Origin of the sequence: Streptomyces sp. NBC_01408 (genome assembly GCF_026340255.1) — a bacterium.
GTDB lineage: Bacteria > Actinomycetota > Actinomycetes > Streptomycetales > Streptomycetaceae > Streptomyces.
The window spans coordinates 1,587,457-1,613,123 of the sequence record NZ_JAPEPJ010000001.1 but is presented as its reverse complement, the minus strand read 5'-3'; the positions used below and the strand labels follow the sequence as shown (position 1 = coordinate 1,613,123).

Here is a 25,667-nt window from a genome sequence, read left to right as displayed (position 1 = left end):
TCCCGCGGCCGCCCCGACTAGCCTCGCCGCCATGACTGTTGAGCTGAACGAGACCGTACGCCAGCTGCTCGACGCCCCGCATCCGGCGGTGCTGGCGACCATCAACCCCGACGGCAGTCCCCAGAGTTCGGTGGTCTGGGTCACCCGGGACGGCGGCGACGTGCTGATCTCCACGGAGCAGGGCCGCCGCAAGGAACGCAACATCGTCCGGGACGGACGGGTCGGCCTGACCGTCTTCGACCTCGCCAATCCCTTCCTCTACGCGGAGATCCGCGGAACCGCCACCGTCACCGAGGACGCCGGGCGCGCGGTCGCCGTCCGCATCGCCGAGGAGTACGCGGGCCCGGGCGCGGGCAAGGACTACGCCGCGGCCCCGCCGGAGGACGTCCGCGTGGTCGTCCGCATCACCCCGGTCAAGGTCCTGGGCAACGCGGCCCGCTAGGTCTGCCGGGGGGGCTTGGCCGGGGCTTGGCCTGTGCGGCGCCGTTGCACGGGGCTCCGCCCCGGACCCCGCGCCTCAAACGCCGGCGGGGCTGGGTTCGGCTTCGGGTGTGGGTCGGGGCCGCTCCGGAGCGTCTCCTCGGCTCGCGCACTTAGCCCCGGCTACGCATGTCCGGCCTGGGTTGCGCGCTCGTCCTGCGGGGACTCTCCTGCGCGACCCCGCCCCACGCCCAGGCTCCGGAAGTGAAACCCTGCCAGGCTGGGCAGTTTCGCGGGACTCGTGGTGGAGGGGAGTGGGGACGCGCAGGGGTGTCCCCGCAGGACGAGCGCGCAACCCGGGCCGAGGACGTCGGATCAGGCTCAGTGCGCGAGCCGAGGAGACAACCCGGAGCGGCCCCGCGGACCGACCCCACCAACCAGGCCCCGGCCGAGCCGCCCGCAGGGCACCCGGCGCAGCCAGGGCCAAATCCAGCCCCGCCGGCGTTTGAGGCGCGGGGTCTGGGGCGGAGCCCCAGAGGGCCCGGTTCAGGCAGCCTCCAGGACGAGGCGGATCTCGGTGACCTCGTAGCCGGCCCGGCCGAAGGCGGCGGCCATCGGGACGTTGACGGTGTCCGTGGTCGCCGTGATGCGTTCGGCGCCCCCGGTGGCGTGGAAGCGGGTGATCTCGGCCAGGATCTCGTCGATCAGGCCGCGGCCGCGCTGCTCCGGTACGACGCCCAGGTAGCCGACGTTCCGGTGGTAGGGGGTCGCGGAGGGGAGGGCCAGGCCGGCCAGGGTGCCGTCGGGCAGGTGGGCCAGCCGCCACCAGGAGCGCTCGCCGGGGCAGTCGCGGTAGAAGGCGATGTCGTCCCGGGCCAGTTCCTCGGCGTCCATCGAGCGCAGTTCGGTCCGGGTGTGCTCGTCGAGGCTGCCGTGGGAGAGCCGGACGAAGGCGTCCAGGAACTCCTCGTCGGTGCCCTCGCGGAAGACGAGCCGGCCGGTGGGGGCGGCGGTGCCGGCCGCGGGGGTCCACTCGTAGCGCAGGCGCTCGATCTCGCGCGTCAGCCCGGTCCGGGCCGCGGCCTCCTGGCGCCAGGCGACGGCTTCGGCCAGGTCCGGGCGGGTGCGCCAGTCGCGGGGCAGGGAGAGGTTGTAGAGCGGGAGCGCGCCGAAGGCGGCGTGCCCGGCGGCGAGCAGGCCGGCGGCGAGGCCCGCCGGGTCGGTCACGGAGGCCCGGACCTGGAGGCAGTCGAGGGCGATGGGCCGCTCGCTGTCGGCGCGGCCCCACCACAGGGCACGGGCCAGGACCTCGCCGTCCTCGTCCTCGGCGAACCAGGTCCACTCGGGGCGGAACTGGCCGGCGGCGAGTTCCTCGCGGATCTTCTCGGCGGTCAGGGCGGCGACGGGGCCGTCGGCCGGGTAGGCGGCGGCGCGGTCGAGGTCGGCGGGGTCTGCGGTGGCAGCACGAAAACGCATCCGGCGATGATCACATGAAGTCACATCTCAGGCCATGGATTTCGGTCGGGCCGGAGGTCCCGGGACCTCCGGCCCGACGGCCGACGGCCGGCCCCGTGGTACGGGACCGGCCGTCGGATGGTGCGTCGTACCGCGTCACGACCAGGTGATCAGGCGGCGCGGGTGTTCCAGGACCGCGGCGATGTCGGCCAGGAACCGGGAACCGAGCTCCCCGTCGATGAGACGGTGGTCGAACGACAGGGCCAGGGTGGTGACCTGCCGTGCCTTCACCTTGCCCTTGTGGACCCACGGCTGGAGCTTGATCGCACCGACCGCGAGGATCGCGGACTCGCCGGGGTTCAGGATGGGCGTACCGGTGTCGACGCCGAAGACGCCGACGTTGGTGATGGTGAGGGTGCCATTCTGCATGTCGGCCGGGGAGGTCTTGCCTTCGCGGGCCGTGGCGACCAGCGAGGACAGGGCCTCGGACAGCTCGGGCAGGGTCTTGGCGTGCGCGTCCTTGATGTTCGGGACGATCAGCCCCCTGGGGGTGGCCGCGGCGATGCCCAGGTTGACGTAGTGCTTGAGCACGATCTCCTGGGCCGCCTCGTCCCAGGACGCGTTGACGTCCGGGTTGCGGCGGACGGCCACCAGCACGGCCTTGGCGATGAGGAGCAGCGGGTTGATCCGCAGCCCCGCGAGGTCCGGGTCGGCCTTGAGCTCCTGGACCAGCTTCATCGTGCGGGTCACGTCGAAGGTGATGAACTCGGTGACGTGCGGCGCGGTGAAGGCGGAGCCCACCATGGCCTGGGCGGTGACCTTGCGGACGCCCTTGACCGGGATACGGGTCTCCCGCGCCGCCGGCTCGACCGCGGCGGCCGGAGCCTGCGCGGCCACCGGGGCCGGTGCGGCGGCCGGAGCCGCCTGGGCCGGGGCGGCCACGGTCTGCGGGGCGAGCGCCGCGGCGGCTGCCGCGTGCACGTCCTCGCGGGTCACGATCCCGCCGTCGCCGGTGGGGACCACCGAGGCCAGGTCGATCCCGAGGTCCTTGGCGAGCTTGCGCACCGGCGGCTTGGCCAGCGGACGCTCCTCGACGGCCTGCCCGTTCCCGTTCTGCTGAGCGGGAACAGCGGGGGCCGCCGGGGCCGGTGCGGCGGCCGGAACCGCCGGGGCGGCCGTGCCGTTCTGCGCGGCCGTGCCCGCCGGGGCCTTGCGCGGGCGGCGCTTCGTGGAGGCCGTGGAGACCCCGTAGCCGACCAGCACGGGCTGACGGGCCGCCGGTGCGGGCTCCTCCTCCGCCTCGGCGGCGGCCGGAGCCGCCTCCTGGACCGGGGCCGCCTCGGCGGCGTCTCCCGCCTCGGTCCGGACCGAGATGATGACCTGGCCGACGTCGACCGTGGTGCCCTCCTCGAAGAGGAGTGCGTGCACGACGCCGTCGAAGGGGATCGGCAGCTCCACCGCGGCCTTGGCCGTCTCGACCTCGCAGACGACCTGGCCGTCGGTGACGGTGTCACCCGGCTGGACGTACCACTTGAGGATCTCGGCCTCGGTGAGGCCCTCGCCCACGTCGGGCATCTTGAATTCGCGGATGGTCATGAACGTGGCTCCTCAGTACGCCAGCGAGCGGTCGACGGCGTCGAGCACCCTGTCCAGGCCCGGCAGGTACTCGTCCTCCAGGCGGGCCGGCGGGTACGGGGCGTGGAAACCGCCCACACGCAGCACCGGGGCCTCCAGGTGGTAGAAGCACCGCTCCGTGATGCGAGCGGCGATCTCCGAGCCCATACCGAGGAAGGTCGGCGCCTCGTGGACGACCACGAGCCGGCGGGTCTTCTCCACGGAGGCCTGGATCCCGTCGAAGTCGACCGGGGACATCGACCGCAGGTCGATGACCTCCACCGACTTGCCCTCCTCGGCGGCGGCGGCCGCGGCCTCCAGGCAGACCTTCACCATCGGACCGTAGGCGGCCAGGGTGATGTCGGAGCCCTCGCGCGCCACGCGCGCCTTGTGCAGCTGGTAGGGGATGGCCTCGACGTCCACCTCGCCCTTGTCCCAGTAGCGCCGCTTCGGCTCGAAGAAGATCACCGGGTCGTCGCTGAGGATCGCCTGCTGGAGCATCCAGTACGCGTCGCTCGCGTTCGACGGCGAGACCACCTTGAGGCCCGGCACGTGCGCGAAGAGCGCTTCCGGGGACTCGCTGTGGTGCTCGACCGCGCCGATGCCGCCCGCGTAGGGGATGCGCACGACGACCGGCATCTTGATCTTGCCGAGGGCCCGCGCGTGCATCTTCGCGAGCTGCGTGACGATCTGGTCGTACGCGGGGAAGACGAACCCGTCGAACTGGATCTCGACGACGGGGCGGTAGCCGCGCAGCGCGAGCCCGATCGCCGTACCGACGATGCCGGACTCCGCGAGCGGGGTGTCGATGACCCGCTCCTCGCCGAAGTCCTTCTGCAGGCCGTCGGTGATCCGGAAGACACCGCCCAGCTTGCCCACGTCCTCACCCATGATCAGGACCTTCGGGTCCGTCTCCAGGGCCTTGCGCAAGGACTCGTTGAGCGCCTTCGCGATAGACATCTTCTCGATGGCCATGGTGGTCACTCCCCACCCTCGAAGGACGCGAGGTAGGCGGCGAACTGCGCGCGCTCCTCGTCGACGAGCGCGTGCCCGTCCGCGTAGACGTTCTCGAAGATCGCCATGGTGTCCGGGTCGGGCATGGCGCGTACGGCCTCGCGCACGCGCTTGCCCATCGCCTCGCTCTCCGCCTCCAGCTCCGCGAAGAACGCCTCGTCGGCGCCCCCGGTGGCCAGCAGGTGGGTCTTCAGGCGCAGGATCGGGTCCTTCGCCTCCCAGGCCGCCGTCTCCTCGTCCCGCCGGTACTTCGTCGGGTCGTCGGAGGTGGTGTGCGCGCCCATGCGGTACGTGAACGCCTCGACCAGGGTCGGGCCCTCGCCGCGGCGCGCCCGGTCCAGGGCCCAGCGGGTCACGGCCAGGCAGGCCAGCACGTCGTTGCCGTCCACGCGGACGCCGGGGAAGCCGAAGCCCTGCGCGCGCTGGTACAGCGGCACGCGCATCTGGCGCTCGGTCGGCTCGGAGATCGCCCACTGGTTGTTCTGGCAGAAGAACACCACGGGGGAGTTGTAGACCGCCGAGAAGGTGAACGCCTCGGCGACGTCGCCCTGGCTGGACGCGCCGTCGCCGAAGTAGGCGATGACCGCGCTGTCGGCGCCGTCCTTGGCCACTCCCATGGCGTAACCGGTCGCGTGCAGCGTCTGCGAGCCGATGACGATCGTGTACAGGTGGAAGTTGTTGGTGTTGGGGTCCCAGCCGCCGTGGTTCACACCGCGGAACATGCCGAGCAGGTTGGTCGGGTCGACTCCGCGGCACCAGGCCACACCGTGTTCACGGTAGGTCGGGAAGACGTAGTCGTCGTCGTTCAGGGCCCGGCCGGAGCCGATCTGGGCGGCCTCCTGGCCGAGCAGCGAGGCCCACAGGCCCAGCTCGCCCTGGCGCTGGAGGGCAGTCGCCTCACCGTCGAAACGGCGGGTCAGGACCATGTCGCGGTACAGCCCGCGCAGGTCGTCGGTGGTGATGTCGGCGACGAAGGGGGCGAATTCCGCGTTCTCCGCGCTATCGACCCGGTCCCCTTCGGGCGTCAGCAGCTGTACGAGCTGAGGTTCAGCGTCCTGCGTCTGCGCGGTGGCAGCGGCGGTCTTGCCGGCGCTCGTCGCGCCGGCCGTCCGCTTGGTGCCGCTGCTGCGTCGCGGCTTGCGCGCGGCAGTGCTCTCCACGGTCACGTGTGCTCCTCCGTCGGTCCGGCACCCGGGTTCTCCGGGGTCCAGTGCGGCTCACCCGAATCCGTACCCGCGCACGGGGTGTGTGCGCGTCGCGTACGGGATTCAGGCGTGACAGGTGCCCCGGCGAGTGCCCTGCGCAATGCACGTTACCCAGTGCGCCGCATAACTGCGAAACCCCAGTTGACCTGCACGTTTGCTTGGATTTCCAAGTAAATTCGAGCAGGCGGGAACAACCACTGGTCACAGCCTTGCAGGGGGCCGGAACAACGGCACGTTATCCCGGTCAACTGCGGCAGGGAAGGGGTGAGTGTGTGAAACTGAATCTGTGCGCGAAGACGGAAAAATCAAGGTATTCCTCCTAGACGACCACGAAGTGGTACGTCGGGGCGTCCACGAGCTCTTGTCGGTCGAAGAGGACATCGAGATCGTCGGCGAGGCCGGTACCGCGGCCGACGCACTGGTCCGGATCCCGGCCACCCGCCCTGACGTGGCGGTGCTCGACGTCCGCCTCCCGGACGGCAGCGGGGTGGAGGTCTGCCGCGAGGTGCGCTCCCAGGACGAGGACGTCAAATGCCTGATGCTGACCTCGTTCGTCGACGACGAGGCGCTGTTCGACGCGATCATGGCGGGTGCCTCGGGCTACGTCCTCAAGGCGATCCGCGGCAACGAGCTGCTCAGCGCCGTACGTGACGTCGCGGCCGGCAGGTCGCTGCTGGACCCGGTGGCCACCGCCCGGGTGCTGGAGCGGCTGCGGGACGGCAAGAACGGCAGGGGCGACGACCGCCTCTCGCACCTCACCGAGCAGGAGCGGAAGATCCTCGACCTGATCGGCGAGGGCCTGACCAACCGCGTGATCGGCGAGCGGCTGCACCTGGCGGAGAAGACGATCAAGAACTACGTATCCAGCCTGCTGTCCAAGCTGGGCATGGAGCGCCGCTCGCAGGCCGCCGCGTACGTGGCCCGCCTCCAGGCGGAGAAGCGCTAGCAGCGGCGTCCGGGCACGCGCAGCCCGGACCGGCGGACCGGCGGACCGGCGGACCAGGACCGGTCTTACGCCGTTTTACTCCTACGCCGTTTCATTCGGGACCAACGTCCCAGATCATCGGGGCGGGCTCCTCTTTCCCGGCGCGGTCCCGGCGGCGACAGTGGGGGACATGTCCCCAGAGGAACTCCACGCCATCGAACTGCTGCGCCGGGTGCCGTACGGCCGGGTGGCCACGAGCATGCGCGCGCTGCCCTTCCTCGCGCTCGCCCGCCACATCGTGGTGGACGGCATGGTCGTCCTGAGAATGCACGCGGGATTCGGCTACCACCAGGCGTGCAACGGCAGTGTCGTGGCCTACGGGGCCGACAACTTCAATTCCCGGGACCCGCACCTGTGGTCGGTCCAGTTCACCGGCACCGCGCGCATCGTCGAACCGACCACGGCCGAACTGGAACTCTTCGGGCCTGGTCCGCATTTCGTGGACGGTGCGGTCTTCGACCCCGTCTACATGCGCGTCGAACCCCAGTTCGTCACGGTGCACTCGCTCGCCGGGAATGCGGACCGGCAGTACCAGCACGCACTCTGACGGGAGTTCTTTCACATAAGAACAGCGCGCGTACGGGAACGGGCCCGGCGGAATTGCTTTCCGCCGGGCCCGTCCTGCTGTCTCATTCCTCGTCCGAGAGCCCGACTGGGTCCGTGGGCGGCTTGGTCACCGGCTTGGTCACCGGCGGCGTCGTCTGCGGCGGCGTCGTCGAGGGCTTCGTCGACGGCGAGGAGGACGTCGACGCCGACGGTGACGTGGACGGCGAGGTCGACGGCGAGGTCGACGGGGTGAAGGTCGGCTGCCGGGTGCGGGTCGACGTGGCGGGGGGCTCGCTCCACGTCTGCGTGTTGTCCGGGGTGCGGCTCGCCGGCGTGGTCTCCGGGGCCCCGGGGGTGCTCGGCTGGCCGGTGGGCGCGCTCTGGCTGGTCGAGGGGGTGTCGGTGGGGTCCTTCTGCTTGCCGCCGCCCACCTGGCTGATGGCGTAGGCCGCGCCCGCGGCGACCGCGATGACCGCCAGCACCGCGAACAGCCACATCTTCCAGCGGCTGCTCCCGCCGCCGTTGTCGTAGCCGTCGTACCTGCCGCCGTTGCCGCCGCCCTGGCCGCCGTGACCGCCGCCGCCGGGGAAGGCCGAGCCGTCGTCCGGGTTCAGCGGCGGCACCATCGGCTGCTGGAACTGCGAGGTCGTGGCGTGCGAGGGGTACTGCTGCTGTCCGCCGTTCCCGCCCGCGGGCATGGCCGAGGTCGTGGCGGGGCCGCGCCCGTGCGGCAGGGACATGGTGACCGGGCCGGTGTTCCAGGTGCCCGTGTTCGGACCCTGGTCGTGCAGCATCTGGAGCGCGTACTGGACCAGCCCGCGCATCTCCTCCGCGCTCTGGAACCGGTCGTCCGGGTCCTTGGCGAGGGAGCGCATGACCAGACCGTCGAGCTCCTGCGGGATGTGGTGGCCCTCGGGCAGCTGCGAGGGCGGCACGGGCACGTCCTGGACGTGCTGGTAGACCACCGACAGCGGGGTCTCGCCGGTGAACGGGGGCCGCAGCGCGAGCAGTTCGTACAGCAGGCAGCCGGTCGCGTACAGGTCGGAACGGTGGTCCACGGCCTTGCCGAGGGCCTGTTCGGGCGACAGGTACTGCGGGGTTCCCATGACCATGCCGGTCTGAGTCATCGTCGACTGCACGCCGTGCAGGGCGCGGGCGATGCCGAAGTCCATCACCTTGACGGCGCCGGTCTCGGTGATGATGACGTTCGCTGGCTTGATGTCGCGGTGCACGATGCCGTGCTGGTGCGAGTACGCGAGGGCCTCCAGCACGCCGGAGACGATGATCAGCGCCTGCTCGGGGCCCGGGGCCTCGGCGCTCACCAGCAGTTCGCGGATGGTGCGGCCCTCGACCAGCTCCATCACGATGTACGGCACGGTGTTGGGGCCGACCCGGTCCTCGCCCGAGTCGTACACGGCGACGACGGCGTGGTGGTTCAGCCCGGCGACGGACTGTGCCTCGCGGGTGAAGCGCGCCTTGGAGATTGGGTCCTCGGCGAGGTCGGCGCGCAGCAGCTTCACGGCGACGGTGCGGCCCAGGCGTACGTCCTCGGCGGCGAACACCTCGGCCATGCCGCCACGGCCCAGTCGGTGGGTCAGCCGGTAACGGCCGTCGCCCACCAGGCCGCCGGCGCCCCAGTGCGAAGGGTCCTCGGCCATCCCGGCGCCGCCTGCCTCGGGTTCGGGTGCCATCAGTCCTCGCCGTCGTCTCTCTCGGCCGCCGCTCAGCGGTAGTGCTCTTCGTGGTGTTCCGGTGAACGCTACAGCCTCGGAACCGCTCGCCGTTCGGAGCTGACGCCCGGTGGACCCGTGGTCACGGAAAGGGCACCTGGCTTGACGTGTGCTTGCCCTCCGGCAGACTGGGCCCGACATAAGCATGGCGAGGGGAAGCAAGAGTCATGAGCCAGGACGGCACTCAGGGCCGGTACGCAGGCGGTTCCCTGGCCCGTGGCCGTTACCAGCTACGGGATTTGCTCGGTGAGGGCGGCATGGCCGCCGTGTACCTCGCGTACGACACCGCGCTGGACCGTCAGGTAGCGATCAAAACCCTGCACACCGAACTGGGCCGCGAACAGTCCTTCCGCGAGCGGTTCCGCCGCGAGGCGCAGGCTGTAGCCAAACTGTCGCACACCAACATCGTCTCGGTCTTCGATACGGGTGAGGACGAGTTCGACGGCTCGGTCATGCCGTACATCGTGATGGAGTACGTGGAGGGGCAGCCGCTCGGCTCCGCGCTCCAGGCGGACATCCGGCAGTACGGGGCGATGCCCGCGGAGAAGGCCCTGAAGGTGACGGCCGACGTGCTGGCCGCGCTGGACACCAGCCACGAGATGGGGCTCGTCCACCGCGACATCAAGCCCGGCAACGTCATGATGACCAAGCGCGGCGTGGTCAAGGTGATGGACTTCGGCATCGCCCGCGCCATGCAGTCCGGGGTCACCTCGATGACCCAGACCGGCATGGTCGTCGGCACCCCGCAGTACCTGTCGCCCGAGCAGGCGCTGGGGCGCGGCGTCGACGCCCGTTCCGACCTGTACTCGGTCGGCATCATGCTCTTCCAGCTGCTGACCGGCCGGATCCCGTTCGACGCCGACTCCCCGCTGGCCATCGCCTACGCGCACGTGCAGGAGGAGCCGGTCGCGCCGTCCTCCATCAACCGGTCGGTGACCCCCGCGATGGACGCGCTGGTGGCGCGGGCCCTGCGGAAGAACCCGAACGAGCGCTTCCCGACGGCCGCGGCCATGCGGGACGAGGTCGCGCGGGTGCTTTCGGCCGGGCAGACCGGGGCTCCGGTCATCGTCCAGGGCATCGGGCCGGTGAGCAGCGGGGCGGGCGTGGGCTCGGCCGTGTTCCCGCCCGTGGACTCGGGCTTCCAGGCGCCGCCGCCGCATTCCGTGCAGCAGCCCTACCAGGCCCCGCAGACCCCGGCGCCGTCCCCGTACGCGCCGACGCCCCCGCCGCAGCACCACGCCCAGGGCGGCTACGCCTACCCGCCGCAGCAGCACACCCCCCTGCCGCAGCAGCAGTACGCGCCGCAGACCCCGCCGCCGTACACGATCTCCCCGGCCGCGCACGGCGCGTCCCCCACCATCGCGGGCGGGGGCGGGGGCACGGGCTCGCGGAAGAACACGCCGGTGGTCGTGGGCGCGATCGCGGTGGCGCTGCTGGCCATCGGCGGTCTGATCGCCGCGATCTCGATGAACGGCAACGACAAGGACAAGAAGGACGAGACGGCGGGCCCCGGCGCGTCGGCGTCGGCGCCCGGCTCGGCCCAGCCCAGCCACAAGGGCCCGGACACCACGCGCACGATCGACCCCGCGAAGTGCAAGGACCCGACGAAGGACTTCAACGACGCGACGAAGTACCAGGCGCCGGACTTCCGGTACAAGAACCTGCTCTCCGTGAAGGCCTGCATCCAGGCCTCCGCCGGCAAGTACAAGATCCTGGAGAAGGACGAGGCCGTGTACGGCCAGGACACGGTGCTGGAGCAGTCGCCGGCGCCCGGCGCCAAGATCGACAAAGAGGGCACGGAGTACACGCTGACCGTGTCGACGGGCAACCCGGGCTAGGACGGCCCGGGCCAGGGCGGCGCGGCGCGGCGGGAGCCGTCGACCGCGCGGCCGGCCGAGCCGCCGACTGAGCCAGACCGGCATCCCGGGCACTCTCATGGAGTGCCCGGGATGCCGCATTTGCGCCCTTATGTAAATCTGAGCTCGTACCGCTGTCTCCAGCGCGTACCCGGCCGCTCGGAACGGGAAGGGCTCCCCGTGATCCAAGGCTTCCGCCCGTCGCGCTGGCTGGCCTGTGCCGTACTGGCCGCCGCGGCGCTCACGCCCGCCGCGTCCGCCGTCTCGGCCGCGCCCTCAGCCGCCGTACGGGAAGACGACGACGGGCACCCGGACCTGGCCGGCAGCGCCGCCGGAGCGGGGCGCGAGCGGCCGGGGCGCCCGGCCGCCGAACCCCCGAACCCGGAGGCGGTGGCGGCCGCCCGCCCGCTGCGCCCGCGCCCGCGCACCGAGCCCGTCGCACCGCCCCGCCCGCCGAGCCCCGTACCCACGGCCGTCGCCACGGCGACGGCCACGCCCCGCGCGGTGACCGCGCTCGGGACCGAGCCGAACGAGCGGGCCGCCGACCTGGCCGCGCACATACTGCCCCTCGGCACCGGATTCGCCCTGATGGGAATCGGGCTCGGCTACCTCGGCATGCGGCTGCGCAAGGGCATCTGACCCCGCCCGCGGACCGCCTCGGGGCCACCCTCGGGCTGCCCCGGGACCGCCCCGGGACCACCCCGGGACCACCCCGGGACCGACTCCAGGCGGACGGGGACAGGCTCCTCCCCCTCGGGATGTACGACCGGAGGCGGTTGCCACCAGGGGCATACTCGGTATACATACTGAGTATGTCGATCCGCCACGGCCTTCTCGCCCTGCTGGAACGGGGTCCTCGGTACGGCTCCCAGCTGCGCACCGAGTTCGAATCCCGCACCGGCTCCACCTGGCCGCTCAACGTCGGGCAGGTGTACACCACCCTCGCCCGCCTGGAGCGCGACGGGCTCGTCGCCCCGGGCGGCGAGGACACCGCCGGGCACACCCTCTACGCCATCACCGACCACGGCCGCGCCGAACTGCACCAGTGGTACGAGCGCCCGGTCGACCGCGCCAACCCGCCCCGTGACGAGCTGTCCATCAAGCTCGCCATGGCCGTGGGCGCCCCCGGCGTGGACATCCGCGCCGTCATCCAGTCCCAGCGGCACGCCACGATCAAGGCGATGCAGGACTACACCCGGCTCAAGGCCCAGGCCCTCACCGCGATCGAGAGCGGACAGAGCCGCGAACGCGACGACGTGGCCTGGCTGCTGGTCCTGGAGCAGCTGATCTTCCAGACCGAGGCCGAGGCCCGCTGGCTCGACCACTGCGAAGCCCGGCTCGTCCGGCTCTCCCTGCCGGCCGACCGGAGAGCCGCACCCGGACCGCCCCAGGCCGCCGGAACCGAAGCCGAAGCCGACGACCCCGTCCCGGCCCCTACGACCACCACCCCGCCCCGTACCGCCCGCACGCGGCGGGGCTGAACCACCTTCCCAGGGGGGACCCTTCATGCCTGACCTGCGCCATGCCCAGCAACCCGTGCTCCAGTTGGACCAGCTCGTCCGCACCCACGGCAGCGGTGCCACCGAGGTGAACGCCCTGCGCGGCATCAACCTCTCCGTCTTCCCCGGCGAACTCGTCGCCGTCATGGGCCCCTCCGGCTCCGGCAAGTCCACGCTGCTCACCCTCGCCGGCGGACTGGACACGCCCACCAGCGGCCGGGTCGTCGTCGAGGGCACCGACATCACCACGGCCGGCCGCAAGCAGCTCGCCGCGCTGCGCCGCCGCAGCATCGGGTACGTCTTCCAGGACTACAACCTGATCCCGGCCCTCACCGCCGCCGAGAACGTGGCCCTGCCCCTGGAACTCGACGGCACCTCCGCCCGCAAGGCCCGCACCGCCGCGCTCGCCGCACTGGAGGAGATGGGCCTGGGACAGCTCGCCGACCGCTTCCCCGACGAGATGTCCGGCGGCCAGCAGCAGCGCGTGGCCATCGCCCGCGCCCTCGTCGGCGACCGCCGCCTGGTCCTCGCCGACGAGCCCACCGGCGCCCTCGACTCCGAGACCGGCGAATCCGTCCTCGCCCTGCTGCGCTCCCGCTGCGACGCCGGCGCGGCCGGGGTCCTCGTCACGCACGAGCCGCGCTTCGCCGCCTGGGCGGACCGCGTGGTCTTCCTGCGCGACGGCAGCGTGGTCGACGAGACCCTGCGCAGCCAGGCCGACTCCCTGCTCTCGGGGCGGGCGGCCGGTCAGTGATCTCCTGGTACCACTCCTGGATCGCGGCGATCCGCATAGCCCGCCGCGACGCCTGGCGCGCCAAGGGCCGCAGCATCCTCGTCCTCGCGATGATCGCCCTGCCCATCGTCGGCGTGAGCGCCGCCGACCTCACCATGCGCAGCGCCCAGCTCTCCACCGCCGAGGACCTCGAACGCCGCCTCGGCACCGCCGACGCGGAAGTCAGCGTCTCCTCGCTGGGGGGGCCGATCTACCAGACCCCCAACGGCGACAACTTCGCGCCGGTCGGCGGCTACGAGAAGTACGAGCCGCCCGCCGAGAAGATGCGGGTGGACGTCCCGCAGATGCTCCCGGCCGGCGCCCAGGTCGTCAAGGACAGCATCGGCAGCGCCAAACTCCGCACCACGCACGGTCTCCTGGAGACCGCCCTGCGGGAAGTCGACGTGCGCAGCCCGCTGGTGAAGGGCCGGTTCACGCTCGACCGGGGCCGGCTGCCGGATGCGGCGGGCGAGATCATCGCCACCAATGCCTTCCTGGAGCAGTCCGGCTACTTCGTCGGCTCCCGCGTCTCGGTACGCGGGATGGACGCCTCCTACCGGATCGTCGGCGCCTACGAACTGCCGAACGCGCTGGGAGAGGTACAGGTCATCGCCCCGCCCGGGACGCTGCTCACTCCGGTCGACAAGGCCCTGCGGGCCATCGACGTGCCCGGGGTGCGGGCCGAGCACACGTACCTCGTGACGGTCGGCGGCGACGGTTTCACGTGGAACATGGTCAAGGAGGCCAACGCCAAGGGCGCCATGGTCATCTCCCGCGCGGTCATCCTCGACAAGCCCGCCGACTCCGAGGTGCCGCTGTACGCACAGGAGCCGCAGCGGCCCTCCACGGGCGAGACCCGCACCCTGGAGATGGCGATCCTGGCCACCGTCGTCGGCCTCGCCATGCTGGAGATCTGCCTGCTCGCGGGGCCCGCCTTCGCGGTCGGCGCCCGGCGCTCGCGCCGCCAGCTCGGGCTGGTCGGCGCCAACGGCGGCGACCGGCGGCACATCCGGGCCATCGTGCTCTCCGGCGGCCTGGTCATCGGCGCCGCGGCCGCCGTCGTCGGCACCGTCATCGGCATCGCCCTCACCATGGCCCTGCGGCCGCTGCTGGAGGGGTACCTGGGCCTGCGCTGGGGCGGGTTCGACGTCCGGCCGCTGGAACTGCTGGCCATCGGCCTGCTCGCCGTGGTCACCGGCCTGCTGGCCGCGATCGTCCCGGCCGTCACCGCCTCGCGGCAGACCGTCCTGGCCTCCCTCACCGGCCGCCGCGGCGTCCGGCGCGCCAACCGGGTCCTGCCCGTCATCGGCCTGATCGCCGTCGCGGGCGGCGCCGCCATCGCCCTGTACGGCACCGTCTCCGACATGGGCACGCTGGCCGTCGCGGGTGGCAGCGCCATCGCCGAGCTGGGCGTCGTCGCCCTCACCCCGGTCCTGGTCGGCCTGTTCGGGCGGATCGGACGCTGGATGCCGCTGTCGCCGCGGCTCGCCCTGCGCGACGCCGTGCGCAACCGGGGGCGTACGGCACCCGCCGTGGCCGCCGTGCTGGCCGCCGTGGCCGGCACCGTCGCGGTGGCGACGTACCAGCACAGCAGTGAGATCCAGGCCCGCCACGAGTACACCGCAGACCTGCCCGGCCTGCACGGGATGGTGGCCGTATCCGACAACAGCGCCCACAAGGAGGTCCCCGCCGTACGCGAGGCCCTGTCCAAGGAGTTCTCCCTGTCCGTACGGGCCGACGTGGACCGGATCGTGGTCGGCCGGCCGGGCTGCGACACGTACTCCAGCGACACGGGCTGCGGACGGGCCGAGATCATCCAGCCCAAGGAGCAGCGCTGCCCGCTGTACGACTCCCCGGGCGGGTACGACGACTTCACGCCCGAGCGGGCCAAGGAGCTGCGCAAGGACTGGCGCTGCGCGCAGACCGAGCACTACATGGAGAACACGGTGCTGGTCTCCGACGAGAAACTGCTGACCGCGCTGGCCGTGACCGACCCCGGCGCCGTCTCCGCGCTGAAGTCGGGCAAGGCGGTCTCCTTCAGCAAGCAGAACGTCAAGGACGACAAGGTCACCATCCGGCTCATCACCGACCCCGACGCGGCCGACATCCGCAGCAAGGGTGAGGAGGTTCCGGGCGAGGACAAGGTCCTGCCGGTCTATCAGGCGCCCGACAGCGTCGAGGGCTGGGGCGTTGAGCTGATCCTGCCGCCCACGGCCGCCCGGTCCGCCGGGCTGACGACGGCCGCGTTCGGTTCGTTCTTCGCCCTCGACGGCGCTCCGGACAGCGAGCAGCGCCAGCGGCTGGACGGGGCGCTCGACCAGATGGGCGTGGACGCCAAAATCATGATCGAGCAGGGCTACCAGGGCGACAACAGCATCGAGTTGCTCGCCCTGACCCTCTTCGCGGGCCTGGTCACCATCGGCGCGGCCGGCATCGCCACCGGCCTCGCCCAGGCCGACGCCGAGGCCGACCTGAAGACGCTCGCCGCGGTCGGCGCTCCCCCGCGGGTGCGGCGCACGCTGAGCGGCTTCCAGTGCGGGGTGATCGCCCTGATGGGCGTCATCCTGGGCTCGGCGGCGGGCATCCTGCCGGCGGTCGGACTCCGGCTCGCCACGGCCCGCGAGACGGAACGGTTCCTCGACCGGGCCGTGGCGATGGGGTACGAGGCCGCGGGCCCCGAGGTCTACGTGCCGATCGCGGTTCCGTGGGAGACCCTCGGCGGTCTGCTGATCGTCGTCCCGCTGGGTGCGGCGCTGCTGGCCGCCCTGGTCACCCGGTCCAGCGGAGCGCTGGCGCGGCGGGCGGCCGGCTAGTCCGGGACGGCCCATGCTGGTGCCCCCGTACAGGGTGGATCACGCCTGTACGGGGGCACACCGTGTGAGTACGAAGGTGTGCGAGACAATGACGGCATGGAGATGCCGAGGAGTGAACGGTCGCAGGACAGCCCCCCGAACGTCCTGATCGTGGGACAGGACGGGACGGCGGTCGGCGGCGCCGATGACGAGTCGCGCGAGGTCCCGGTGACGGAGATGGTCGAACAGCCTGCCAAGGTCATGCGGATCGGCAGCATGATCAAGCAACTCCTGGAAGAGGTACGTGCCGCGCCTCTCGACGAGGCGAGCCGGGTCCGGCTCAAGGACATCCACGCCGCGTCGGTGAAGGAGCTGGAGGACGGTCTGGCCCCGGAGCTGGTGGAGGAACTGGAGCGCCTGTCCCTCCCCTTCACCGAGGAGGCCATTCCCTCCGAGGCGGAACTGCGCATCGCCCAGGCGCAGTTGGTGGGCTGGCTGGAAGGCCTCTTCCACGGCATCCAAACGGCCCTGTTCGCGCAGCAGATGGCGGCGCGGGCCCAGCTGGAACAGATGCGCCGCGCCCTCCCGCCCGGCGCCCCCCACGACGACGAGGACGGCGGCCACGGCGCGATCCGCTCGGGCCCCTACCTCTAGCCTCCGGCGGTCAGCCAAAAAAGCGGGCCCGAGCCCACCAGCCCGGGCCCGCCCTCACACCCCAGCCCCGCCGACGCCCAGGCGAAGCCAAACCCAGCCCCGCCGGCGTTTGAGGCGCGGGGCCCGGGGCGGAGCCCCGACAACGACGCCGCACCCGGCACCCCACAACGCCCGGCCTAAGCCGCAGATAAGTAGGGCTCCCCGCAGGGGACATGGCCCCGCATACTCAGGGACATGAGCTACGACGCCATCGTGCTGGCCGGCGGCGCCGCGCAGCGACTCGGCGGGGCGGACAAACCCGCCCTGCGGGTCGGCGGCCGGACCCTCCTCGACAGGGTCCTCGACGCCTGCGCCAACGCCCGGACGACCGTAGTCGTCGGCGGCCGCAGGCCCACCGCCCGCCCGGTGCGATGGGCCCGTGAGGACCCGCCCGGCGGCGGCCCCCTCGCCGCGCTGGACGCCGGGCTGCGCCACACGACGGCCGAGCTGGTCCTCGTACTCTCGGCGGACCTGCCCTTCCTGGACCGGGACACCGTACGGGCCCTGCTGGACGGGGCCGGCCAGGCCGACGGTGCCCTGCTGCGGGACGCCGACGGGCGGGACCAGCCCCTGGTCGCCGCCTACCGGGCCGAGCCCCTGCGCAGGGAGATCGCCCTGCTCGCCACCGAGCACGGCAGCCTCGGCGGGCTCCCCCTGCGCGCCCTCACCGCCGAACTGGGCCTGACCAGGGTGACGGGCGCTGCGCCACTCGCCTCCTTCGACTGCGACACCTGGGACGACCTTGCCGTCGCCCGCGCCCGGATCAGAGAGCATGGAACCGTGTTGGACCAATGGATCACCGCAGTCAAGGCGGAGCTCGGCATCGACCTCACCGTCGACACCAAGACCCTGCTCGACCTGGCCCGTGACGCCGCCCACGGCGTCGCCCGGCCCGCCGCCCCGCTGACCACCTTCCTGGTCGGCTACGCGGCCGCCCAAGCCGAAGCCACCGGCGCCGACCCCGCCCAGGCCGTCGCCGAGGCCTCCCGCAAGGCCGCCGACCTGGCGCTGCGCTGGGCGGCCGAAGCGGAGGCCGACGCCCGAGAGAACGGCTCCGGATGACCCGCACCGACGCCGAGCACGCCCTGGAACAGGCTCTGGCCCTGGTCAGCCGCGCCCCCGAAGGCGGCGGCGGGGCGGGCGGCCACCGCACCGCCTCCTGGCCACGGGCCCGGGAGACGGCCGCCCACGCCGGGGCCGGGGTGCGGGCCCGTACCCACCGGGTCCCGCTCGCGGACGCCCTCGGCGAGGTCCTGACCGCCCCCCTGGAGGCCCTGACCGACCTGCCCTCCTTCGACACCTCCGCCATGGACGGCTGGGCGGTCGCCGGTCCCGGCCCGTGGAGTGTCCGCACCGGCCGGCAGGTCCTCGCCGGCTCCGCCCTGCCCGACCCCCTCGCGGACGGCGAGGCCGTACCGATCGCCACCGGCGCCAGGATCCCCGCCGACGCCACCGCCGTGATCCGCAGCGAGCACTGCCACGAGGCCGGCACCCAGCTCTTCGCCGACCTGCCGGTCCTCACCGGCCAGGACATCCGCCCGCGCGGCCAGGAATGCCGCTCCGGCGACCTGCTGCTGCCCGCCGGCTCCCTGGTCACCCCGGCCGTGCTCGGCCTCGCCGCGGCCGCCGGGTACGACGAGCTGAGCACCCGGCCCCGGCCCCGCGTGGAGATCGTGGTGCTCGGCGACGAACTGCTCACCGAGGGCCGCCCGCACGACGGGCTGATCCGGGACGCCCTGAGCCCCATGCTCGGCCCCTGGCTCACCCGCCTCGGTGCCGAGGTCATCGGCACCCGGCGGCTCGGCGACGACCCCGCCGGAGCCGAAGCCCTGCTGGAGGTGTTCACCACCTCCACGGCCGACGTCGTCGTCACCACCGGCGGCACCGCCTCCGGCCCCGTCGACCACGTCCACCCCGTACTGCGCCGGGCCGGCGCCGACCTGCTGGTCGACGGGGTGGAGGTGCGCCCCGGGCACCCGATGCTGCTGGCCCGCATCGGCAGCCGCCCGGACGGCAGGCACGTCGTGGGCCTGCCGGGGAACCCCCTGGCCGCCGTTTCCGGGCTGCTGACCCTCGCCGACCCGCTGCTGCGCGCCCTCGCCGGCCGCCGCAGGCGCCCCCGGTACACGGCGGCCGTGCAGGGCGACGTACCCGGCCACCCGCAGGACACCCGGCTGGTCCCGGTCCTGCTGACCGACGAGCACGCGGTGCCGCTGCGCTACAACGGTCCCGCGATGCTGCGCGGCGTGGCGGCCGCCGACGCGCTGGCCGTCGTACCGCCGCACGGCGCACGGTCCGGGCAGGAGCTGGAGATCCTGGATCTGCCGTGGGCTTCGGGGGGATGTTTCACGTGAAACTTCACGGCCAGGACGCCATGGCCCGCGACGCCGACGAGAAACTCGTCTCCCGGCGCATCAAACTGCCCAAGCGCGTCGTCGAGCATCCGCTGAAGCAGGTCACCAAGCGCCTGCTGATGGCCCTGTCCGTGCTCTTCCTGACGGTCCTCATCGTCTGGCTCGACCGCGACGGCTATCACGACAACGCCAACGAGACGGTCGATCTCCTCGACTGCTTCTATTACGCCACCGTCACCCTGTCGACGACCGGCTACGGCGACATCGTCCCGTACAGCGACAGTGCGCGGCTGATCAACATCCTGCTGATCACCCCGCTGCGCGTGCTGTTCCTGATCATCCTGGTCGGTACCACCCTGGAAGTCCTCACGGAGCGGACGAGGGAAGAGTGGCGCCTGAAGCGCTGGAGGAAGAACTTGCGTGAGCACACGGTCGTCGTCGGCTTCGGCACCAAGGGCCGCTCGGCCCTGCAGACACTGCTGGCCACCGGCCTCTCCAAGGACCAGGTCGTCATCGTCGACCCCAGCGCCAAGGTCATCGACACGGCCACCGCGGAGGGGTTCACCGGAGTGGTCGGCGACGCCACCCGCTCCGACGTCCTGCTCCGTGCCGAGCTCCAGAAGGCCCGTCAGATCGTCATCGCCACCCAGCGGGACGACACCGCGGTCCTGGTCACCCTGACAGCACGCCAGCTCAACCGCGGGGCGAAGATCGTCGCCGCGGTCCGCGAGGAGGAGAACGCCCCGCTGCTGCGCCAGTCGGGCGCGGACGCGGTCATCACGAGCGCGAGCGCCGCCGGACGGCTGCTGGGCCTCTCGGTCATCAGCCCGAGCGCGGGCACCGTGATGGAGGACCTGATCCAGCAGGGCAGCGGCCTCGACCTCATCGAACGCCCCGTCACCAGGGCGGAGGCCGGCAAATCCGTACGGGAGACCGGCGACCTGGTGGTGAGCGTCCTGCGCGGGCACCGGCTGCTGCCCTACGACGACCCGCACGCCAGCCCGTTGCAGCTGACGGACCGTCTCATCACCATCGTGCGGGCCGTTCCGCCGCATTCGGCGCCGGTCACGCTGGGACCCGCCGAATAGGCGCGAGCGGCGGGAACCGTGGCGGACGCTGTCTTCCGCGGGGCTGCTTCGCGTAGCCTCCGGGCCATGCATGCGATCACCATCGAGCAGCCCGGCGGCCCCGAGGCCCTCGTCTGGACCGACGTACCCGATCCGGTGGCGGGCGAGGGCGAGGTCCTCGTCGAGGTCGCGGCGAGCGCCGTGAACCGCGCCGACATCCTCCAGCGGCAGGGGTTCTACGATCCGCCGCCCGGTGCCTCGCGCCACCCGGGCCTGGAGTGTTCCGGGCGGATCTCCGCCATCGGCCCGGGCGTGGCCGGCTGGTCGGTGGGCGACGAGGTGTGCGCGCTGCTGGCCGGGGGCGGGTACGCGCAGAAGGTGGCGGTCCCCTCGGGTCAGCTGCTGCCGGTTCCGGAGGGCCTGGACCTGGTGACGGCCGCCGCGCTGCCCGAGGTCGTCGCGACGGTGTGGTCGAACGTGTTCATGGTCGCCGGGCTGCGCCCGGGCGAGACCCTGCTGGTGCACGGCGGTTCCAGCGGCATCGGGACGATGGCGATCCAGCTGGGCAAGGCGGTGGGCGCGAGGGTCGCGGTGACGGCGGGCGGCCCGGAGAAGCTGGCCCGGTGCAAGGAGCTGGGCGCCGACATCCTGATCGACTACCGCGAGCAGGACTTCGTGGCGGAGCTGCGGGCGGCGACCGACGGGGCCGGGGCGGACGTGATCCTGGACATCATGGGCGCGAAGTACCTCGCGCGGAACCTGGACGCCCTGGCCGTGAACGGCCGGCTCGCGGTCATCGGGCTGCAGGGCGGGGTCAAGGCCGAACTGAACCTCGGCGCGCTGCTGGCCAAGCGGGCCGCGATCACCGCGACCTCGCTGCGGGCGCGGCCGCTGGAGGAGAAGGCGGCCATCATCGCGGCGGTACGGGAGCACGTGTGGCCCCTGGTGGCAGCGGGCCGGGTGCACCCGGTGGTGCACGCCACCTTCCCGATGGCGCAGGCGGCCGAGGCGCACCGGGTCATGGAGTCGAGCACCCACGTGGGCAAGCTGCTGCTCACGACCTGAGGGCGGCGGCGACCAGCCCTTCCAGTGCGTCCCGTCCGACGGACTCGGCCCCGCGCGGAGGCCGGCTCTCCCACCCCTGGGCGGTGGCGGCCCGCAACCGCGCCCTGCGCCTGGCCCCGTCGGGAGTCACCGTCCGGGCGATCATCAGCCAGAATCCAGCCTCGCCGGCGTTTGAGGCGCGGGTCCGGGCAGAGCCCGGGAAACGGCGAAAGGGCGGGGCGGGGAGCAGGCTCCGCGCAGCGGAACCCGCACACCCGCCCCGCCCCGCCGGACGGCTACAGGCTGCGCAGCAGGACCGCCGGGGACTCCACGCAGTCGGCGACGTACCGGAGGAAGCCGCCCGCCGTGCCGCCGTCGCAGACCCGGTGGTCGAAGGTCAGCGACAGCTGGACGACCTGCCGGACCGCCAGCTCGCCACCGTGCACCCACGGCTTGGTGACGATCCGGCCCACCCCGAGCATGGCCGCCTCCGGGTGGTTGATGATCGGGGTGGAGCCGTCCACCCCGAACACCCCGTAGTTGTTCAGCGTGAACGTGCCGCCCGTCAGATCCGCGGGGGCCAGCTTCCCCGCCCGCGCCAGCTCCGTCAGCCGGGCGAACTCCGCCGACAGGGACTCGGGGCTGCGGTTCTGCGCGTCCCGGACCACCGGGACCATCAGGCCCCGCTCGGTCTGCGCGGCGAAACCGAGGTGGACCGCCGGGAGCCGGACGATCTCGTTCGCCGCCAGGTCCACGGTGGAGTTGAGCTCCGGGTACCGGGCGAGCGCGGCCGTGCAGATCCGGGCCAGCAGGGCGAGCACGGAGATCTTGGGCCCGCCCACGGCGTTCATCGCGGCCCGGGCCGCCATCAGCTCGGTGGCGTCCGCGTCGACCCAGCAGGTGGCGTCGGGGATCTCCCGGCGGCTGCGCGACAGCTTGTCGGCGACCACCCCGCGCAGTCCCTTGAGCGGAATCCGCTCGCCCGCGGCCGCGGCGACAGGTGCCGCGGCCACGAGCGCCGCAACCGGCTCCGGCGCGCGCAGCGCCGCCTCGACGTCCGCCCGCAGGATCAGGCCCTCCGGGCCCGACCCGCGCAGGGCACGCAGGTCGACCCCGTTGTCCTTGGCCAGCTTGCGCACGAGCGGCGAGATCACCGGCACCGGCCCGGCGGGAGCGGCCGGAGCCGCCGCGACGGGAACGGGAGCCGGGGCAGGAGCCAGGGCCGCGGCCGGAGCCGCGACGGGCGCCGACACCGCAGCGGTGACGGGTCGCACCCGTCGCCGTCGCGCCGGGCGCGAGTGGTCCGTGCCGTAACCGATCAGGGGCCGTGGCACGTCGCCGGAGCCTTCGGCTTCGGCCTCCGGGGCCTCCGGCATCGACTCCGCCCCCACCGCCACGGTGATCAGCGGGGCCCCGACCGGAAGCTCCTGCCCCTCCTCCCCGAAGCGGGCGGTGACCACGCCGCCGTACGGGCAGGGCACTTCCACCATCGCCTTGGCCGTCTCGACCTCGACGACAGGCTGGTCGATGGCGACGACATCGCCCACCGCCACCAGCCAGCGCACGATCTCGGCCTCGGTCAGGCCTTCACCGAGATCGGGCAGCTTGAACTCCATGACCTGCGGCATCAGTTCTCCCACTGCAGGCGGGCGACGGTGTCCAGGATCCGCTCCACGCCCGGCAGGTGGTGCTTCTCCAGCATCGGCGGCGGGTACGGGATGTCGAAGCCCGTCACCCGCAGCACCGGAGCCTCCAGGTGGTGGAAGCACCGCTCCGTGACCCGGGCGGCGATCTCCGCGCCCGGTCCGCCGAAGCCGTTCGCCTCGTGGACGACCACCGCGCGCCCGGTCCGGCGTACGGACTCCACGACCGTGTCCTCGTCGAAGGGGACCAGCGAGCGCAGGTCCACGACCTCCAGGTCCCAGCCCTCCTCGCGCGCCGCCTCGGCGGCCTCCAGGCACACCGGGAGCGAGGGCCCGTACGTGATCAGGGTTGCGCTCGTGCCCGCGCGCCGGACCAGCGCCTTCCCGATGCCCGGCACGGCCGTCGGCGCCTCGGCCGACCAGTCGGCCTTCGACCAGTACAGCCGCTTGGGCTCCAGGAAGATCACCGGGTCGTCGCTCGCGATCGACGCGCGCAGCAGACCGTAGGCGTCGTCGACGGTCGCCGGGGTCACCACGTGCAGGCCGGGCGTCGCCACGTAGTACGCCTCGGAGGAGTCGCAGTGGTGCTCCACGCCGCCGATCCCGCCGCCGTACGGCACGCGGATGGTGATCGGCAGGGGCATCGCGCCCCGCGTCCGGTTGCGCATCTTCGCCACGTGCGAGATCAGCTGCTCGAACGCCGGGTACGCGAAGGCGTCGAACTGCATCTCGACCACGGGGCGCAGCCCGTACATGGCCATGCCCACCGCGGCGCCCAGGATCCCGGCCTCCGCGAGCGGCGTGTCCGTGCAGCGCTCCTCGCCGAACTCCTTCGCCAGGCCGTCCGTGATCCGGAAGACCCCGCCCAGCGTGCCGACGTCCTCGCCCATGACGTGGACCGTCGGGTCCTCGGCCATCGCATCGCGCATCGCCCGGGTCAGGGCCTGGGCCATCGTCGCGGGCTTGGCCCCCGACTTCGCCGCCTTAGCTACCACCGTGGTCATGCCTGGGCCTCTGCTTCCAGCTCGGCGCGCAGCTGGGCGGCCTGCTCGCGCAGCTGCTCCGTCTGCTCCGCGTAGACGTGTGCGAAGAGGTCCATGGGGTCCAGCACCGGCTCCGCGTTCATCGCCTCGCGCAGCGATGCGGCCATCGTCTCGGCCGCGTCGCGCGCCTCCTGGATGCCCGCCTCGTCGAGGATCCCGCGCGCGGTCAGTTCGCGCTCCAGCAGTTCCACCGGGTCGTGCGCCTTCCATGCCTCGACCTCGGCGTCCCCGCGGTAGCGGGTCGCGTCGTCGGCGTTCGTGTGGGCCTCCATCCGGTAGGTGACGGCCTCGATGAGGGTCGGACCACCGCCGGCCCGGGCCCGCCGGACCGCCTCGGACAGCACTTCGTGCACCGCGGCGATGTCGTTGCCGTCGACCAGCCGGCCGGGCATCCCGTAGCCCACGGCCTTGTGGGCCAGCGTCGGGGCCGCGGTCTGCTTGGCGAGCGGGACGGATATCGCGAAGCCGTTGTTCTGCACGAGGAAGACCACCGGGGCCTGCCAGACGGCGGCGAAGTTCAGCGCTTCGTGGAAGTCGCCCTCGCTGGTCCCGCCGTCGCCGACCATGGCGAGGGCGACGACCTCGTCGCCGCGCAGCCGGGCCGCGTGCGCCAGGCCCACCGCGTGCGGCAGCTGGGTGGCGAGCGGGGTGCACAGCGGGGCGATCCGGTGCTCGCGCGGGTCGTAGCCGGTGTGCCAGTCGCCGCGCAGCAGGGTCAGCGCCTGTACGGGGTCCAGTCCGCGGGCCACGGCCGCCAGGGTGTCGCGGTAGCTCGGGAACAGCCAGTCCTGCTCTTCCAGCACCATCGCGGCGGCGATCTCGCAGGCCTCCTGGCCCACGGTCGACGGGTAGACGGCGAGCCGCCCCTGCTTCGTCAGCGCGGTGGCCTGGGCGTTGTAGCGGCGGCCGCGCACCAGCTCGGCGTAGCAGCGGCGCATCAGCGCGGGGTCGAGCCGGCCGGCCGCCTCGGTGCCGAGTACCCGGTAGGGCTCGGGGTCCGGGAGCAGCGGGGCGGCATCCGTACGGGGCCTCCAGGCGGGCGGCGGGGTCGGACGGTGGGACGCACCGGCACCGGGCAGCTCTTGGACCGTCATGGCGGCGTACACCTCCTTTTGGGAAGCGGGCAGGAGCGCCCCGGGTGTGAAGCGCCTCACCAACCGATTGTTCGGTTGTCTGCGCAATTTGGCTACAGGCGGCTCCAGGCTGTGGACAAAGTGGCGCCGGGGCCCTGGTATGGATGCAGGACGTCCAGGAGAGGGAGGCATCGGGCAATGCCGGATGAACAAATGGCCGCGGCGGGTTCCGCCCCGGTCCCGCCGGGGAGCGGGCCCGCGGTCCCGCAGGTCCCGCCGGCGCCGCAGGCTCCGCCCGTCCCACAGTCTCCTCCCGTCCCGCAGGGGCCGCCCGTTCCCGCGGTGCCGCCGCGCGCCCTGGACCCGATCGACCGGTCGATCGTGCGGCTGCTCCAGGCGGACGGCCGCGCGTCGATCCGCTCGGTGGCGGAGCAGGTGCACGTGTCGCGGGCGAACGCCTACGCCCGGATCAACCGGCTGATCGACGACGGGGTGATCCGCGGGTTCACGGCCCGCGTCAACCACGAACGCGCAGGCCAGGGCGCATCCGCGTACATCACCTTGAAGATCGTCCAGAACTCCTGGCGGACGGTGCGCGAACAGCTCCGCGAGCTGCCGGGCGCGGCGCACATCGCGCTGGTCAGCGGGGACTTCGACGTCCTCCTGCTGGTCCACACCCCGGACAACCGCACCCTGCGCGAACTGGTCCTGACCCGCCTCCAGTCCATCCCGGAGGTCCTCTCCACGCGCACCCTGCTGGTGTTCGAGGAAACGGACCTCCTGGACCCGGGCCCCGCGGGCGGCCCCGCGCTCACGGAGGACTGACCGGGCCGGTACGGCTGGGCCGGTACAGCTGGGCCGA

General features: G+C 72.7%; 22 protein-coding genes. 14 read left to right on the top strand and 8 right to left on the bottom strand.

Annotated features, from left to right (window positions below; translation table 11 throughout):
* The first annotated feature begins 31 nt into the window (after positions 1–31).
* On the top strand, positions 32–442 hold the full coding sequence (locus OG447_RS07570) for a PPOX class F420-dependent oxidoreductase (RefSeq protein ID WP_266935689.1): 411 nt from the start codon (positions 32–34) through the stop codon (positions 440–442).
* A 524-nt stretch (positions 443–966) separates the two neighbouring features.
* Here the strand turns inward: OG447_RS07570 and OG447_RS07565 are convergent.
* The 4 genes from OG447_RS07565 to pdhA (OG447_RS07550) all read right to left on the bottom strand — a co-directional run bounded on the left by OG447_RS07565 (position 967) and on the right by pdhA (OG447_RS07550) (position 5,669).
* Positions 967–1,896: a GNAT family N-acetyltransferase gene (locus OG447_RS07565; protein ID WP_266935687.1), complete on the bottom strand. Its 930-nt coding sequence runs from the start codon at positions 1,894–1,896 to the stop codon at positions 967–969.
* Positions 1,897–2,031: 135 nt separating this feature from the next.
* Positions 2,032–3,471 (bottom strand): dihydrolipoamide acetyltransferase family protein, encoded by a 1,440-nt coding sequence (locus OG447_RS07560; RefSeq protein WP_266935685.1) that lies wholly within the window; start codon positions 3,469–3,471, stop codon positions 2,032–2,034.
* Positions 3,472–3,483: 12 nt separating this feature from the next.
* Entirely contained in the window at positions 3,484–4,464 is a 981-nt protein-coding gene (locus OG447_RS07555) for an alpha-ketoacid dehydrogenase subunit beta (protein WP_266935684.1), read from the bottom strand.
* Positions 4,465–4,469: 5 nt separating this feature from the next.
* Positions 4,470–5,669 carry a pyruvate dehydrogenase (acetyl-transferring) E1 component subunit alpha gene (gene pdhA, locus OG447_RS07550; protein WP_266935683.1) on the bottom strand — a complete coding sequence of 400 codons (1,200 nt, stop codon included), beginning with the start codon at positions 5,667–5,669 and terminating at the stop codon, positions 4,470–4,472.
* 325 nt (positions 5,670–5,994) lie between these two features.
* Between pdhA (OG447_RS07550) and OG447_RS07545 the strand changes: the two genes are divergently transcribed.
* Complete coding sequence (locus OG447_RS07545) at positions 5,995–6,654, top strand: response regulator transcription factor (protein WP_266935681.1); 660 nt, start codon at positions 5,995–5,997, stop codon at positions 6,652–6,654.
* Positions 6,655–6,823: 169 nt separating this feature from the next.
* Positions 6,824–7,240 (top strand): pyridoxamine 5'-phosphate oxidase family protein, encoded by a 417-nt coding sequence (locus tag OG447_RS07540; protein ID WP_266935680.1) that lies wholly within the window; start codon positions 6,824–6,826, stop codon positions 7,238–7,240.
* 82 nt (positions 7,241–7,322) lie between these two features.
* On the opposite strand, the gene OG447_RS07535 is transcribed toward OG447_RS07540, so the two are convergent.
* The gene (locus tag OG447_RS07535; RefSeq protein ID WP_266935678.1) at positions 7,323–8,930 is read right to left on the bottom strand and encodes a protein kinase; all 1,608 of its coding nucleotides are present in this window, start codon (positions 8,928–8,930) and stop codon (positions 7,323–7,325) included.
* Positions 8,931–9,136: 206 nt separating this feature from the next.
* On the opposite strand from OG447_RS07535, the gene OG447_RS07530 reads away from it, so the two are divergent.
* From OG447_RS07530 to OG447_RS07485, 10 genes are all read left to right on the top strand, one after another.
* Entirely contained in the window at positions 9,137–10,807 is a 1,671-nt protein-coding gene (locus OG447_RS07530) for a protein kinase (protein ID WP_266935676.1), read from the top strand.
* Between the two features lie 198 nt (positions 10,808–11,005).
* Positions 11,006–11,464, top strand: coding sequence for a hypothetical protein (locus OG447_RS07525; RefSeq protein WP_266935675.1), 459 nt, complete (start codon positions 11,006–11,008; stop codon positions 11,462–11,464).
* Positions 11,465–11,637: 173 nt separating this feature from the next.
* Positions 11,638–12,306, top strand: coding sequence for a PadR family transcriptional regulator (locus tag OG447_RS07520; RefSeq protein WP_266935674.1), 669 nt, complete (start codon positions 11,638–11,640; stop codon positions 12,304–12,306).
* Between the two features lie 25 nt (positions 12,307–12,331).
* Positions 12,332–13,078 carry an ABC transporter ATP-binding protein gene (locus tag OG447_RS07515; protein ID WP_266935673.1) on the top strand — a complete coding sequence of 249 codons (747 nt, stop codon included), beginning with the start codon at positions 12,332–12,334 and terminating at the stop codon, positions 13,076–13,078.
* Positions 13,075–15,909, top strand: coding sequence for an FtsX-like permease family protein (locus OG447_RS07510; RefSeq protein WP_266935671.1), 2,835 nt, complete (start codon positions 13,075–13,077; stop codon positions 15,907–15,909). Before OG447_RS07515 ends, OG447_RS07510 begins: the two co-directional genes overlap by 4 nt.
* 96 nt (positions 15,910–16,005) lie before the next feature.
* Positions 16,006–16,542, top strand: a complete 537-nt coding sequence (locus OG447_RS07505) for a bacterial proteasome activator family protein (protein ID WP_266935670.1) — start codon at positions 16,006–16,008, stop codon at positions 16,540–16,542.
* 234 nt (positions 16,543–16,776) lie between these two features.
* Complete coding sequence (locus OG447_RS07500; RefSeq protein WP_266935669.1) at positions 16,777–17,643, top strand: NTP transferase domain-containing protein; 867 nt, start codon at positions 16,777–16,779, stop codon at positions 17,641–17,643.
* Positions 17,640–18,935 (top strand): molybdopterin molybdotransferase MoeA, encoded by a 1,296-nt coding sequence (locus tag OG447_RS07495; protein WP_266935668.1) that lies wholly within the window; start codon positions 17,640–17,642, stop codon positions 18,933–18,935. The genes OG447_RS07500 and OG447_RS07495 overlap by 4 nt, the downstream gene beginning before the upstream one ends.
* Entirely contained in the window at positions 18,923–20,023 is a 1,101-nt protein-coding gene (locus tag OG447_RS07490) for a TrkA family potassium uptake protein (RefSeq protein WP_266935666.1), read from the top strand. The genes OG447_RS07495 and OG447_RS07490 overlap by 13 nt, the downstream gene beginning before the upstream one ends.
* A 66-nt stretch (positions 20,024–20,089) precedes the next feature.
* Positions 20,090–21,067, top strand: coding sequence for an NAD(P)H-quinone oxidoreductase (locus OG447_RS07485; RefSeq protein WP_266935664.1), 978 nt, complete (start codon positions 20,090–20,092; stop codon positions 21,065–21,067).
* Between the two features lie 275 nt (positions 21,068–21,342).
* Here OG447_RS07485 and OG447_RS07480 read toward each other — a convergent pair whose 3' ends face one another.
* From OG447_RS07480 to pdhA (OG447_RS07470), 3 genes are read right to left on the bottom strand one after another with little or no spacing between them, the layout of a single operon-like run.
* Positions 21,343–22,674 (bottom strand): dihydrolipoamide acetyltransferase family protein, encoded by a 1,332-nt coding sequence (locus OG447_RS07480; RefSeq protein ID WP_266935662.1) that lies wholly within the window; start codon positions 22,672–22,674, stop codon positions 21,343–21,345.
* Positions 22,674–23,693 (bottom strand): alpha-ketoacid dehydrogenase subunit beta, encoded by a 1,020-nt coding sequence (locus tag OG447_RS07475; RefSeq protein ID WP_266935660.1) that lies wholly within the window; start codon positions 23,691–23,693, stop codon positions 22,674–22,676. The genes OG447_RS07480 and OG447_RS07475 overlap by 1 nt, the downstream gene beginning before the upstream one ends.
* Positions 23,690–24,826 carry a pyruvate dehydrogenase (acetyl-transferring) E1 component subunit alpha gene (pdhA, locus tag OG447_RS07470; RefSeq protein WP_266935659.1) on the bottom strand — a complete coding sequence of 379 codons (1,137 nt, stop codon included), beginning with the start codon at positions 24,824–24,826 and terminating at the stop codon, positions 23,690–23,692. Before pdhA (OG447_RS07470) ends, OG447_RS07475 begins: the two co-directional genes overlap by 4 nt.
* 177 nt (positions 24,827–25,003) lie before the next feature.
* Between pdhA (OG447_RS07470) and OG447_RS07465 the strand changes: the two genes are divergently transcribed.
* Positions 25,004–25,630, top strand: a complete 627-nt coding sequence (locus OG447_RS07465; RefSeq protein WP_266935657.1) for an Lrp/AsnC family transcriptional regulator — start codon at positions 25,004–25,006, stop codon at positions 25,628–25,630.
* Positions 25,631–25,667: the final 37 nt, after the last annotated feature.

What these genes read in the sequence shown, in the direction of transcription:
- OG447_RS07495 (WP_266935668.1), top strand. Translation starts at nt 17,640, where the DNA reads ATGACCCGCACCGACGCCGAGCACGCCCTGGAACAGGCTCTGGCCCTG.
- OG447_RS07555 (WP_266935684.1), bottom strand. Translation starts at nt 4,464, where the DNA reads ATGGCCATCGAGAAGATGTCTATCGCGAAGGCGCTCAACGAGTCCTTG.
- OG447_RS07535 (WP_266935678.1), bottom strand. Translation starts at nt 8,930, where the DNA reads ATGGCACCCGAACCCGAGGCAGGCGGCGCCGGGATGGCCGAGGACCCT.
- OG447_RS07570 (WP_266935689.1), top strand. Translation starts at nt 32, where the DNA reads ATGACTGTTGAGCTGAACGAGACCGTACGCCAGCTGCTCGACGCCCCG.
- OG447_RS07520 (WP_266935674.1), top strand. Translation starts at nt 11,638, where the DNA reads ATGTCGATCCGCCACGGCCTTCTCGCCCTGCTGGAACGGGGTCCTCGG.
- OG447_RS07485 (WP_266935664.1), top strand. Translation starts at nt 20,090, where the DNA reads ATGCATGCGATCACCATCGAGCAGCCCGGCGGCCCCGAGGCCCTCGTC.
- OG447_RS07480 (WP_266935662.1), bottom strand. Translation starts at nt 22,674, where the DNA reads ATGCCGCAGGTCATGGAGTTCAAGCTGCCCGATCTCGGTGAAGGCCTG.
- OG447_RS07465 (WP_266935657.1), top strand. Translation starts at nt 25,004, where the DNA reads ATGCCGGATGAACAAATGGCCGCGGCGGGTTCCGCCCCGGTCCCGCCG.
- OG447_RS07515 (WP_266935673.1), top strand. Translation starts at nt 12,332, where the DNA reads ATGCCTGACCTGCGCCATGCCCAGCAACCCGTGCTCCAGTTGGACCAG.
- OG447_RS07530 (WP_266935676.1), top strand. Translation starts at nt 9,137, where the DNA reads ATGAGCCAGGACGGCACTCAGGGCCGGTACGCAGGCGGTTCCCTGGCC.
- OG447_RS07560 (WP_266935685.1), bottom strand. Translation starts at nt 3,471, where the DNA reads ATGACCATCCGCGAATTCAAGATGCCCGACGTGGGCGAGGGCCTCACC.
- OG447_RS07565 (WP_266935687.1), bottom strand. Translation starts at nt 1,896, where the DNA reads ATGCGTTTTCGTGCTGCCACCGCAGACCCCGCCGACCTCGACCGCGCC.
- OG447_RS07475 (WP_266935660.1), bottom strand. Translation starts at nt 23,693, where the DNA reads ATGACCACGGTGGTAGCTAAGGCGGCGAAGTCGGGGGCCAAGCCCGCG.
- OG447_RS07500 (WP_266935669.1), top strand. Translation starts at nt 16,777, where the DNA reads ATGAGCTACGACGCCATCGTGCTGGCCGGCGGCGCCGCGCAGCGACTC.
- pdhA (WP_266935659.1), bottom strand. Translation starts at nt 24,826, where the DNA reads ATGACGGTCCAAGAGCTGCCCGGTGCCGGTGCGTCCCACCGTCCGACC.
- OG447_RS07490 (WP_266935666.1), top strand. Translation starts at nt 18,923, where the DNA reads ATGTTTCACGTGAAACTTCACGGCCAGGACGCCATGGCCCGCGACGCC.
- OG447_RS07540 (WP_266935680.1), top strand. Translation starts at nt 6,824, where the DNA reads ATGTCCCCAGAGGAACTCCACGCCATCGAACTGCTGCGCCGGGTGCCG.
- OG447_RS07505 (WP_266935670.1), top strand. Translation starts at nt 16,006, where the DNA reads ATGGAGATGCCGAGGAGTGAACGGTCGCAGGACAGCCCCCCGAACGTC.